Below are 11791 nucleotides of genomic sequence, written 5' to 3' on the forward strand. Positions count from 1 at the left end.
TTTCCTGCCATTTTACTTTATTTTTACTTTCATCTTTTACGCTATAACTAAGCAATTTAAAGGAGTGGTTTAAGTATGAATTATCTGATTCAAACACATCAATTAACGAAACGTTTTACAGAACAATCTATCATTAACAAAGTAAGCATGAATATTAAAGAAGGTGAGATTTATGGTTTTCTTGGGCCAAATGGGGCGGGTAAAACTACAATTATGAAAATGCTATTAAATTTAATTAAGCCAACATCAGGTGAAATTACAATTCAACATCAATCCATTACAACTACTTCATATGAATATTTAGAAAACATTGGTAGCATGATTGAATATCCTATTTTTTATGAAGAGCTAACCGCATATAAAAACTTGCAAATCCATTGTGATTACATCGGTTATAAAGACCCAAATCATTTAAAGAAAGTGTTAGACATTGTAGGTTTACAAAAAAGCGGAAAGAAACAGGTAAAGGAATTCTCTCTTGGTATGCGTCAACGTCTAGCCATTGCACGCTCCATTGTTGCTAAACCGAAAATTCTAATATTAGATGAACCCATTAATGGGCTAGACCCAATTGGTATTAAAGAAGTAAGAGAGCTACTTGTTATGCTAAAACAACAATATGGTATGACGATTTTAATTTCTAGCCATATCGTCTCAGAAATTGAATCAATCGCAGATACAATTGGTGTACTAAATCATGGTGAATTAATCGAGGAAATTGCGATGTGTTCCCTACGCGAAAAACAGCAATCCACGGTTGAAATGATAGTAAATGATCCAACAAAAGCTAAACAGTTATTAGAAGAAAAATTTAATGCTAACGTTCAAATCATTAATGCTACAACGCTGCATATTCAAAAAATAGTTGAAAAACCATCCATACTAACGAAGCATCTCATACTCCACGGGATTGATGTAGATGAAGTCGAAACAATCCATCAATCATTAGAAGAATACTTTGTAAATCTGATTAGTGGAGGGAACCAATATGTTTAATTTAATCAAATTAGAATGGCAGAAGCATTATATCGGACGTTATTTTATAAGCTTTTTCTTCTGTGTGATTGGTATTTATAGCTGTGTAGTATTACTTGCACTAGACGCAAAAAATGATGTAGATGGGGCAATGAGTTCATTTCAAGAATTTATGTCATTAGTAAATATTTTATCGAATATTACTTTTATTATTTTCGGTAGTGTTATTTTATCTCGCCTTATCATTTCAGAGTTTCGTACAAAAACAATGCAAGTGCTGTTTACCTACCCTATAAATCGTAAAAAACTATTATTTGCTAAGCTAGTACTTGCTTATTCATTTATCACAGTTATTTTATTCACCAATATTTGGATATTACAAATGATTACATACTTCCTGCAGCCCTCACTTCAGTTATTTGAAGGAACCGTAACAGTACAGGATTTATTGGCAACTTTGCCAGAGACGATCACTAACGCTTTCATGATGAGCGCAATCGCTTTAATTCCATTATTTTTCGGTATGCGAAAAAAATCAACAGCGACAACGATTACATCAGCTACCATTATTGGTTTTTTAATTAATGGAACCGTTTCTGATGTCGATACCACATTTAACTTCACCGATACAATCATTATTCCAGTCCTATTGGCACTTCTCGGTGTTAGTATTGCTTATTTATCCTTCCGCAATATTGATGTAAAGGATGTGACATAATGACGAAAAAAGTGTTATTTGCACTATTACTTGGAACAATCATTGTAATCATTACAATTTTTATGAAGCAACAACCTGCGGAAAAAATCACAATGGGTGAGTATACAGCAATGCCACAGATCGATGTGACACTTGATGTGTTAAGTATCGCTATTAACAATTCACCTGATGATAAAATACATGTACACCTACAAGGACATAAACTAAAAAAAGATCTGCTAACAATTACTGAAGAAAATAATCGATTATTCATTACAGAGAAAAAACGCAAAACAAACTGGCTCGAAAACATTCGCTTTCGTTCAGCGCCAACCATTATCGTACAACTGCCCAAATCTCAAAATAACGCACTCACACTTAACACAGAAAATGGCGATGCTACTATTCAAGACTTGCCACTGGATACAGTGCAATTGAACACGTCTACTGGTAATGTTAATCTAAACAATACAGCTATCTTACATGCTGAACTTCGTACGAAAGATGGCACTGTCACCATTACTAAGAGCGCTATTGACAATTTATCGATTACAACAAGTGCAGGCGATGTTGCAATAAAAGAAAGTACAGGATTAACGCATACAATCGAAACGACGGACGGCCAAATCAAAATGACAGAGGCTACGGAACAGCCAAATATACATGTAAAAAGTACTTCAGGTGATATTAACATTCACTATAAAAAAACACCCACATCGCTTCAATTAATGATGACTAGTGAAGATACTAAAATCACATTACCGAAATACGATAAAAAAACACATACTATTGGTGATGGAGCTAACATACTTTCAGCAGAAACAAAGTACGGCTTTATTGTTATTGAATAGGATTAAGTAGTAAAGGGAGTGTTCTGAAAGTTTTTACTTTCTAGACACCCCCATTAAATAATTAGTCGTTGGCTTGTCGAAAAACATCTTTTATTGCACCTATCATTCCTGGCAAGAGCAGTATGATAGCAAAAAAGACAGTAAATAAATTGAAATGCGCTGTTTCATAAAAAGAAAACCATTTAATAAACGACGGAGATTCAGCAATTCTTCCAAATAATGTTCCATTAATATCTTGCAAATTAGGTATCCAACCAGTTGCTTCAAATGTAATGAAAATGAACTGGGACAATAAAAATGTACCAACAAGCGATACCCATGTTCTTTTCAAAAGTGGAACTGAATTTTTTTGTTTATTTACTAACACATTCAACACCCTTTTTAAAACGCCTTTTTACTATAAATACGAATCGAAAGAAGCCATGAACAAACATATAAAATAACTACGATAGCTACAATGAATGCATACAGCTGCCCGTCCTGTAAACTGAATAATGTTTGCGTAAACCATTCAACTTTTTCATTCACGTTCATTTTATCTTCTATTATTGAACCAAACCTCGGAAGAATAAATTTAATAATAACCATCAGCGCAACAACTAGGATGAGAGCTCCAGTAACCAAAAATTTACTTGTATACTTATAAGAGAATGGAAAGGAAAACGAAACCATCATTAAAACAACGCTAACAACAAGTAACGCTTCTTTCCAATCGGTCATTTCCTGATGAATGATTAAATTCCCAATAAAAAGAGCAAAAACAATGATGAAAGTAAAAATTAATGCTCCCATATACTTAGAACTAACAATCTCTTTTCTCGTATAAGGAAGAGAATTAAGAAGATTATTAATAGAAGACTTTTCATCTAATATAAAAGCATTCATAATGATGGAAGTGCTAAATATAACGCCTAGCCAGACAGATGAAACATCATTTACCATTAAATATGCTATTAAAATCGGAACTAATATCATAAGTGAAGTTTTTTGAACTAGAATATCTTTCCGAATTAAATTAAACATACTGTTCACTTCCCTTCTTCGTATAGAACATAATATCTTCTAGCGTGGGCTTCTCGATCATAACCATTTCTCCAAAAATATGTTCGATTCGGTCCCTATTTGCTGTTAACGCTTCAAAACCATGATTCGATTTTCGAATAGACAGGAATTCCTTTTCTGTTTCAACATCTAACAACTCGGTGCCACCTTTCACAATCGCATATTCCTCTTCAATTTGATGAAATTCCTTTGTAAAAACATGCGCCCCATTATGAATAAACGTGATATAATCTGCAATTCGGTCTAAATCCGTCGTAATATGAGTAGAAAAGAAAATGGTTTTATTCTCATCTTCCATTAATTCGTGAAGAATGTTTAACAGCTCTCTTCGAAAAATAGGATCTAAGCCAGAAGTTGGTTCGTCCATAATGATTAATTCCGCATGATGAGATAAGGCCATCGTTAAGGAAGCTTTCATCATCATCCCTTTTGAGAATGTTTTTATCTTTTTATTTAATGGCAGCTCAAATGCTTTTACATAATGATTGAATAGATTGTCATCCCAATTTGAATAGGCAGGCTTTATAATTCGCTTCATTTCCATTAATGTTAAGTGTTCATAAAAGATATTTTCATCAAAGACAAAACCGATTCGTTGTTTGATTTCTTTTTCATGCTCCTTATAATTCAATCCAAAAATCGAAACCGCCCCGCTATCTGGTCGCAATAAATTCATAATGATTTTGATTGTTGTCGATTTTCCGACCCCATTCCCCCCGATAAAGCCAGTTACAAATCCTTTTTTCACATTTAACGAAAAGTCTTTCAGCTGAAACCCTTCAAATTGTTTATTCACATTGCGTAATTCAATGACGTTTTCCATCATTCTTCCTCCCTATATAGCATCGTGAGCAATTCCTGTAGTTCTGTAAGGCTAAGACCAATTTCTTTACTGTTTTGGATAGCCGTCATTAATTGCTCTTCAATGACTTTGAATTTTCGTTCTTTAATCATTTCATTGTTTTGCTCTGATACAAAAGAGCCTTTCCCAACAACTGAATAAATAAAGCCATTCTTCTCTAGTTCTTCATAGGCCCGTTTTGTCGTAATAACACTGACATCTAGCTCCTTCGCTAACTGCCGCATAGAAGGTAACCCCTGCCCCGCCTGTAATTCATTCGTCAAAATATGCTTTTTTATTTGAGCATAGATTTGTTCATAAATCGGTTCCTTTGAATGATTTGAAATTATAATTTGCATGCAAATACCTCTTCTTGAAATATTGTATATATACTTTATATACAATATACACAAAAAGAATTCCTTTTACAACTTTTTTTGGAATTAAATTGGTATAAAGCATTTTAGCTCTGCTATGAATCCCCAACAAAAAACACCTATAACCGTTGTTTTATCAACGTTTATAGGTGTTCTGCTTAAGTATTCCATCATTATTTTTGGACCAAACTCATATGCATCTCGATTTCATCCGCCTTTTTCCTCATATACATTGCCCATTCAATTAAAACAATTGGAACTAGTGACATGTAAACATTAGCAATAATAAAAACAAAGAATAATTCTTCTAAATTCGTCAAAACACTGTAAACATAACCGATTATGCCACTAGCAATTAGGACCATATAAAACGGAAAGCGTGGAAAACGAAAGCCTATGACACCACTAAAAACCATCACAAGTACCACCATCATAATAAAGTGCCAATACATTGAAAAGTACATTGCCATCCCAATTCCTCCTTTGGTCGGTCATGTGGAAACCTTAAGAAAGAATATTCGACACCAATGTACTTTCTCCTTCTATATGGATAATTTTTTCTACTTTAAGTATACTTTTAGCTACATTATACTCAAAAACCAACTAAACATTGTTAATCTATAATATATTTCTTTACTCTGCAATAATTGTTAAGACGAGATTACTGTAGAGGATTATCCAGTTTTTTAAGGTTTTTCAATCATTCAATATATTAGCGTTATACATGGAGGTGATGATTTTTTACAAATAAAAAATTCTCTCAACACTATTGAACTATCCAATAAACCGTTTTATAACGGGCAATTCATTAAAGTTGTTTCGGAACAACTTTCACCTTTTAGTATTAAAATAGGGGTTAAAAATAGTTTGAATAAACTTTTTTACTGACTTATTATAATAGGATACTATTACTATTTTTAGAAATCTAACTAATAACGATTATGCCTTAATCTAAGGCTTGTGCGTAACATATATTCAAATTAGTAAGGAAGATGAACTTGGATAAGAACAAATTATTTTTAACAGGTTTCCTTTGGTTATTATTAGCAACAATAGTAAGTTTTCTGGATGAGTTTATTAAAGAATCATTTGAAAATAATCAACTAATAACAGGACTATCATCTATAATTGTTTTATTCATTTGGCTAGTTTTTATTTATCATGTTATGAAATTCTTATGTAAAGTATCAAAAGGTTAATATTCTATAGACAAATACTTAACATGACAAATTCTGAAATTGTGATTATGAAGACACCTCATAGTCGTGAGCTCTTTTGTTATGCTTCCCATTAACCACTCTTATAGTTACTGAATTTCCATTTAATCCCCAAATATTAATCTACTATGCGAATATTTCTGCATAGGCAGGTTTTTATTCGTTAAAAAAGGGTATGGAATAATGTTTAAAGATGCTTAGAATCCCACAACACAAGAAGAAATAAAAAAATGGGCATACGGTAATGAAATAATACCTGAGCAAGATTGGGAACTCGCCATATAGGATTTTGAAAACATAGCCATTAGGAGAGGACTTGCCTATATGTGCAAGTCCTTTCGTTATGCCTAAACCCTTAAAATCTCCCGAATATCCTCTTCCGTTAAAGCACCAGGACTCTTTTCATCAAATTCGATGATATCTGCAATCAGATGGCGCTTTCTTTCTTGGAGCTCGTTCATTTTTTCTTCAATCGTGCCGCGGGCGATGAGCTTAATGACTTGTACGGTGTTTTTTTGGCCCATTCGATAAGCACGGTCCGCTGCTTGTGCCTCTACTGCGGGGTTCCACCAAAGATCATAAAGGATAACCGTATCGGCACCCGTTAAATTCAGCCCTGTGCCCCCTGCTTTTAATGAAATCAAAAATAGATCCCGCTCTCCTTCATTAAAACGATTGCACAGTTCAACTCGTTCCGCTGAAGGCGTTTGACCGTCCAAATAGAAGTATGCTTGACCGCGCATCGTCATCTCTCGCCCAATAAATTCCAACATTTTCGTAAACTGCGAGAAAATCAACACTCTTCTGCCAGAAAGCCTCGATTCCTCTAATATTTGTAGTAGCTGCTCAAATTTCGCAGAGCTTCCTTTATAGCCATCGACAAACAAACTCGGGTGACAGCAAATTTGACGTAGTCTCGTTAAGCCAGCTAGGATGCGAATGCGATTTTTCCGAAACGTGTCCTTGTCGAGGTGCTTCAATGTATCGACTCGAAGCTTGGCTAATAAGGCGGCATACAGTTGCTTTTGCTCAGGCAGTAGCTCCGACATTGTAAGCGCTTCGTTTTTGCCAGGTAGCTCCGTCAGCACCTCTTCTTTTAAACGACGAAGTAAAAATGGTCGCACCCTCCGCGCTATCGCTTTCCTCGTTAAATAACTGTATTCCTGTAGTCCTTGGAATAGTTGCGGGAAAATGACATGATAAATCGCCCAAAGCTCTTCCTGATTATTTTCTATAGGTGTTCCTGTCAATCCAAAACGATAATCGGCTTTTATCTTTTTGACCGCTCGCGCCGTTTGAGTTAACGGATTTTTAAATGCTTGCGCCTCATCAAAGAACACCGCGTGAAACGTTTGCTGCTCATACCATGCTACATCACGGCGGAGTAACGGATACGATGTAATAAGCACATCGATATCATCAAGATGACGTTGTAGCTCTCTTCTAACAGCTTGATCTCCATCAATAACGATTGCTTGCAGCTCAGGCGCAAATTGCATCATTTCATGTAGCCAGTTATACATTAACGAGGACGGGCACACAATGAGCACCGGCTGCTTACTCGCTCGTATGTTAGCTAGCTCTGATACGATGAACGCAATGCTTTGCACCGTTTTCCCAAGCCCCATATCATCAGCTAAAACACCACCAAACCCGAAGCTCGCTAGTTGTTTCATCCATTTAAACCCTTGCTTTTGATAGTCTCTTAAAATGCCTGCTAAGCTTGGGGGTACATCGAAATCCAACGTTTCTGGATGCAGTAATCCACCTACAAACTGGCGGAATGATTCAGCTGGTGTAAACACTTCACTGTCGCCGATCAACTCCAAAAATTTTAAGCTTTCGAGTATCGGCATATTGAAAGTTGCTTCATACTGGTCATCTTGCACTGGTCCTGCTAGTAAAAATCGGCGAATTTCTTCCATTTCCTTTGTTTCAAGCGATAGCAAGGAGTCATTCGGCAGGCGATAATATTTTTGCTTTACTTCAAGTGCTTGTAAAATCTCCTTCACTTGTTGATCTGAAATGCCGTCCATTTCAAATTTGAATTCCAACCAATTTGTTCGTTCCTTCTTCACCTTTACGACAATTTTAGGGAAGGTATTCTGTTTAACAAGGCGATTGCGAACAGCCGTTGTTGCATAAATTTGCGCAAGTGATTGAAGATTAGGTAGCATGTGATATAAAAAGTCATATTCCAATTGTTCATTTTGCATGAAATAACCGCCATCTGTTTTCGTAAAGCCGCTTTCCTCCATGATGTTAAGGATCTCTTGTTCCTTTCTGTAATCCCGAATCAACATCGGACCTACTGGATCCTCGGCACTTTCCAACGGTTGAATGACAACATGCTCATAATGAAATTCTAGTCCCGCTAGCAATCTATTTTTCAAGCGATCTAAGTAAAGCTTCGCCACAAGTGGTGTTTTTCTCATTTCCTCTATTATCTGTTGCGACAAGTTGACTTGCCCGATTTTTCTTAAACCTGGTACAACTTTGTTGAGAAACGTATTCAATTGTTCATATGGAATCGGCACGTGATTTGTACTTGGTGTTAGCATGTGCTGTAATTCCGTTAACCGAGCACAGTCCTCGCTGTCTAACTGAAACACGGAGCCATCGATTAATACAGCCGAATAGGCACTGAACAACCGCATTCGCTCAAACCCTTGAATCGTCAATTGATATTTGCCGTCTCTCTCCTCCACTAAAAATTGTAACGGTGGTACCCCTTTTACAATACGTAAGGGCTGAGCAGCTTGTCCTTTCGGTTCAACAACTAAGGCTGGCGTTTGTATGAATAACGAAGTAAGTTCTCTCCAAGCAGATGGTGGGATTAGTAAGACGGTGTCGTGTGGTAAAACGTCTAAAAAAGCCTTTTCATCCTGGACAATTTGGATGAGTTGATGCAACACCGCATCTACTTCATCGTTAAAGCAATGCTCATTTGGATTATAGAGAAGTGTAGGCGATAATGTACAACATTCCCCAAACTTTACATGTTGTAGAAACTCTCGAATATGTGTAATCTTCGTTTGACTGATACATAGCTCCACACTAAACAAGTATTGCCCGTTCCCGATTGGGCAAGGCTTAAGCGTAAACTGCACATCCAGTATCTGTCTTTTTTCAAAATGCAGCTGATGCCGACTTTTTCGTATTGTTCCATCCTGAAAAAGTGTCATAATCCCCGTTGACAGTTGGGGCACATGGAATTGTTCAGATGACTCATCAGACGGCGCACTTCCCTGTCGTTTCCGTTCATCTATGGCCAGCAAAACAGCCGCAACATGCTGACAGCTCTTACTAAAATTCACAAGTGTAGGACAGCTACAGGACGTCTGAATACGCCCAAGCAGATCTTTTTCAATTGTGACATGGAAGTCTTCTGCACCTTTCACAGTAGCTGTACATCGGTCTACGCTATCGTCGTGAATGGTTACTTTATTTGCGCGATAATAAGCGTCTCCTCTTTTGAAGGAGACCGTGCCGCACATTTCTTTTATGATTCTATGATTGATTTTGATGTCCATGTATGTAGTCCCTTCCTTAGGAGATGGATCGTTACTAATGCCTATTTTACCATGTACTTTAGATAGACTCGACATACTGTTGATGACGCGCTCTCCTATCTCCTTCTATTTGGCTTATTTTTGGAGCGTTTTGTTTTAACTAATGTAGAAGCGGGCTGTTTTCTAATCCATTTTACGAATTTCCACACTTGTTCATCTGCTTTTAGTGCTTCGATTGAATTTAATCTGATTGCTAATTCTTTGTTCGTATATAAAGCATGGATATTTTTATGGCAGGGAATGCAAAGAAAAGCAGTTGGCCCATGATTCCCGCCTTCTTCTCTTGGAATTAAATGATGCTCCGTCGTTTCCACTTCTGTTCGCTTGCATAATGCACAAACATCTACTTTCTTCGCCATACTCTTCTCCTTTCTATTGCGGTATTTCGATTGCTCCATTCGATGAAGTAATGATATTATTCGCCACTTTTAGCGAATCATTATGACATTTTTTTGATCATGCAATAAATTTTCATACAAAAAAGCCGATTGCAACTACGTCGAATCGACTTTTCTTAGAACTAACGCCATGTTACGTTCATCAAGAGGCACTTTCTTGTACTGTTATATGAACTGAAACGCAAACATTAAACCAAGCGGAATCGTTAACCACAGTAGAAAGTTACTTACGATCATCCTAAAACGGGAGATATTTTCGGGTCCATCTTTGAAAACGAATCGCCACATCAATAATACCCCGATCACCCATATCGGTAAGATAAAAAAGAATTCGGGTGTCAACGCATCGGCGTCACCTAATGCGCCTTCTGCAAAAAACCAAGCGATTAATAATGCAATAAAACCACTACATATAACATTAATCATCACCAGCTTTGATTTTATTTTAATCTCCGCCCTTCCTTTTTCTATTCTACTTTAATGAAAAATGTCCTAACCATGTTACTTTTTCATATTGTTCTAGGTCTGTATCGCCTTCCGTGGATATAAGTAATACGCGAGATTGTCCGTCTAATCCGAGTTCTTTCCCTATTTCTGGCTGAAGCTTTTGTAAATAATATAGTAGCCCGAGCGTTACCGCACCGGATTCTCCCGATATAATAGCAGGATCTCCGTTGCACGGATTGCCATAAATACGCATACCTAATGCTGCAATCGCATCGTCACAAGAAAACGTTGCAAAAGCGCTATCACTCAAAATACGGTAGGCATCTTTGTTCGGTTCACCACAAGCTAACCCGGCCATAATCGTCGCCATATCCCCCGTCACAAATTGAACCGAAGCATCCTTTGTTAAAAATGATTGATAATAACAATCGGCTTTGTCCGCTTCTACAATGATAATTTTAGGTGGATTCTCCGGATATAGCTGATGGAAAAATGCCGTGATGGCGCCGGCAAAAGAGCCTACCCCTGCTTGTAAAAAAATATGTGTTGGTGGGGTTGGTAATTCCTCCGTAATCTCTAACCCAATCGTCGCATAGCCTTGCATAATCCACAGCGGAATATGTTCGTAACCCTCCCAAGCTGTATCTTGAATCACTATATAGCCGTTTTCTTCTGCTAATGTAGCGCATTCCCTCACACAATCATCATAGTTCAGCTCTAAAATATGTGCATCCGCTCCTTCTGAACGTATCGCTTCTAATCGTTGCTGAGCAGAACCTTTTGGCATAAAGACGATGGATTGATGACCAAGCTCACGGGCAGCCCAAGCTACGCCGCGCCCATGATTGCCATCAGTCGCTGTAATAAACGTTAACTTTCCGAGTTTCTTTTTGACTTCCTCACTTTTTAAATCATCAAATGTTAAATTTGCAAATGGGATTGCTAAAGTATCTGCGATATATTTCGCAATGGCATAAATCCCTCCTAACACTTTAAAAGCGTTTAAGCCAAATCTTCGGGATTCATCCTTCACATGAATCGTTTCTACATGTAATTTCTTTGCTAGTTGTTGCAAGCTATGTAATGGTGTTTTCGTATACGCTATATGTGATTGCTGAAACTTTAACACTTCTTCGATGACGTTTTGCTGAAAATGTGAATAGATTGGCCCGCGCTCTTCCTTTTGATGGTGATTTTTTGTCCATTGAATATACGTTTGATGTTGCATTTCAAAACCTCCTATTTCATGTACTATGCGATGTAAGAAAGCGGTTACTCGACGTGCTATCTAATTAACCATAATTTTCTTTCCTACGCAAATAATTCTAGCTTTCTATACTTATAATAGCTTGAA

Annotated in this window: 12 protein-coding genes; 4 read left to right on the forward strand and 8 right to left on the reverse strand. The window is 36.9% G+C overall.

The window, feature by feature from the left end:
* Positions 1–75: 75 nt before the first annotated feature.
* The 3 genes from AAGS61_RS07230 to AAGS61_RS07240 are packed head-to-tail and all read left to right on the forward strand — an operon-like array spanning position 76 to position 2523.
* On the forward strand, positions 76–996 hold the full coding sequence (locus AAGS61_RS07230) for an ABC transporter ATP-binding protein (RefSeq protein WP_391369428.1): 921 nt from the start codon (positions 76–78) through the stop codon (positions 994–996).
* On the forward strand, positions 989–1693 hold the full coding sequence (locus AAGS61_RS07235) for an ABC transporter permease (protein ID WP_391369431.1): 705 nt from the start codon (positions 989–991) through the stop codon (positions 1691–1693). Before AAGS61_RS07230 ends, AAGS61_RS07235 begins: the two co-directional genes overlap by 8 nt.
* Positions 1693–2523, forward strand: coding sequence for a DUF4097 family beta strand repeat-containing protein (locus AAGS61_RS07240; RefSeq protein ID WP_391369434.1), 831 nt, complete (start codon positions 1693–1695; stop codon positions 2521–2523). The genes AAGS61_RS07235 and AAGS61_RS07240 overlap by 1 nt, the downstream gene beginning before the upstream one ends.
* A gap of 61 nt (positions 2524–2584) precedes the next feature.
* Here AAGS61_RS07240 and AAGS61_RS07245 read toward each other — a convergent pair whose 3' ends face one another.
* The 5 genes from AAGS61_RS07245 to AAGS61_RS07265 all read right to left on the reverse strand — a co-directional run bounded on the left by AAGS61_RS07245 (position 2585) and on the right by AAGS61_RS07265 (position 5273).
* A complete protein-coding gene (locus AAGS61_RS07245) occupies positions 2585–2890 on the reverse strand; it encodes a YfzA family protein (protein ID WP_391369436.1) in 306 nt (101 codons plus the stop codon).
* Between the two features lie 14 nt (positions 2891–2904).
* Positions 2905–3546 (reverse strand): ABC-2 transporter permease, encoded by a 642-nt coding sequence (locus AAGS61_RS07250; RefSeq protein WP_391369439.1) that lies wholly within the window; start codon positions 3544–3546, stop codon positions 2905–2907.
* Positions 3539–4408: an ABC transporter ATP-binding protein gene (locus AAGS61_RS07255; RefSeq protein WP_391369442.1), complete on the reverse strand. Its 870-nt coding sequence runs from the start codon at positions 4406–4408 to the stop codon at positions 3539–3541. Before AAGS61_RS07255 ends, AAGS61_RS07250 begins: the two co-directional genes overlap by 8 nt.
* Positions 4408–4785, reverse strand: coding sequence for a GntR family transcriptional regulator (locus tag AAGS61_RS07260; protein WP_391369445.1), 378 nt, complete (start codon positions 4783–4785; stop codon positions 4408–4410). Before AAGS61_RS07260 ends, AAGS61_RS07255 begins: the two co-directional genes overlap by 1 nt.
* Positions 4786–4976: 191 nt before the next feature.
* On the reverse strand, positions 4977–5273 hold the full coding sequence (locus AAGS61_RS07265) for a hypothetical protein (protein WP_391369448.1): 297 nt from the start codon (positions 5271–5273) through the stop codon (positions 4977–4979).
* Between the two features lie 528 nt (positions 5274–5801).
* Between AAGS61_RS07265 and AAGS61_RS07270 the strand changes: the two genes are divergently transcribed.
* Entirely contained in the window at positions 5802–6002 is a 201-nt protein-coding gene (locus tag AAGS61_RS07270) for a hypothetical protein (protein ID WP_391369451.1), read from the forward strand.
* Positions 6003–6367: 365 nt separating this feature from the next.
* On the opposite strand, the gene AAGS61_RS07275 is transcribed toward AAGS61_RS07270, so the two are convergent.
* The 3 genes from AAGS61_RS07275 to dpaL all read right to left on the reverse strand — a co-directional run bounded on the left by AAGS61_RS07275 (position 6368) and on the right by dpaL (position 11665).
* Positions 6368–9553, reverse strand: coding sequence for an SNF2 helicase associated domain-containing protein (locus AAGS61_RS07275; RefSeq protein WP_391369454.1), 3186 nt, complete (start codon positions 9551–9553; stop codon positions 6368–6370).
* Between the two features lie 95 nt (positions 9554–9648).
* Complete coding sequence (locus AAGS61_RS07280) at positions 9649–9951, reverse strand: HNH endonuclease (protein ID WP_391369457.1); 303 nt, start codon at positions 9949–9951, stop codon at positions 9649–9651.
* A 511-nt stretch (positions 9952–10462) separates the two neighbouring features.
* Positions 10463–11665 carry a diaminopropionate ammonia-lyase gene (gene dpaL / locus AAGS61_RS07285; RefSeq protein WP_391369459.1) on the reverse strand — a complete coding sequence of 401 codons (1203 nt, stop codon included), beginning with the start codon at positions 11663–11665 and terminating at the stop codon, positions 10463–10465.
* Positions 11666–11791 lie beyond the last annotated feature (126 nt).

This window comes from Lysinibacillus sp. KU-BSD001 (genome assembly GCF_042920265.1).
Taxonomy (GTDB): domain Bacteria; phylum Bacillota; class Bacilli; order Bacillales_A; family Planococcaceae; genus Lysinibacillus_B.